The sequence below is a fragment of the Ligilactobacillus salitolerans genome, from assembly GCF_003864415.1.
Classification (GTDB): domain Bacteria; phylum Bacillota; class Bacilli; order Lactobacillales; family Lactobacillaceae; genus Ligilactobacillus; species Ligilactobacillus salitolerans.
Genome location: NZ_BFFP01000126.1, coordinates 1 through 349, shown reverse-complemented (window position 1 = coordinate 349; position 349 = coordinate 1). Strand labels below are relative to the sequence as shown.

General features: G+C 39.5%; 1 protein-coding gene. It reads left to right on the top strand.

Annotation, left to right across the window (positions count from 1 at the left end):
• Positions 1–41 precede the first annotated feature (41 nt).
• On the top strand, positions 42–349 hold a 308-nt coding region (locus tag LFYK43_RS12355), incomplete at its 3' end, for an IS66 family transposase (RefSeq protein ID WP_229718044.1).

Sequence of the window (349 nt, the reverse complement as noted above, 5' to 3'; positions counted from 1 at the left end):
AAAAGAAATGGAAAAATCTATCGCCTGAAGCTAGAACGAAAATGCGTGGTCAAAAACTAGCACCATTATTCACTGACTTTTGGCAGTGTTTGTCTGAATTACCAGCTTTACCAAAATCAATGCTGGGCAAAGCAATAAAATATGCTGACGGTCAAAAAGATGCGATCGACAAGTTGTTACAATATGGGGCTTTCGATCTTTCTAACAACACTTGTGAACAAGCGATAAAATCACTGATCATTGACCGGAAAAACTTTTTGTTTAGTACCAGCATAGCTGGCGCAAAAGCTAACGCAATTTGGTTGACATTGATTGAAAGTGCAAAAGCCAACGGCTTGGACCCATTGCA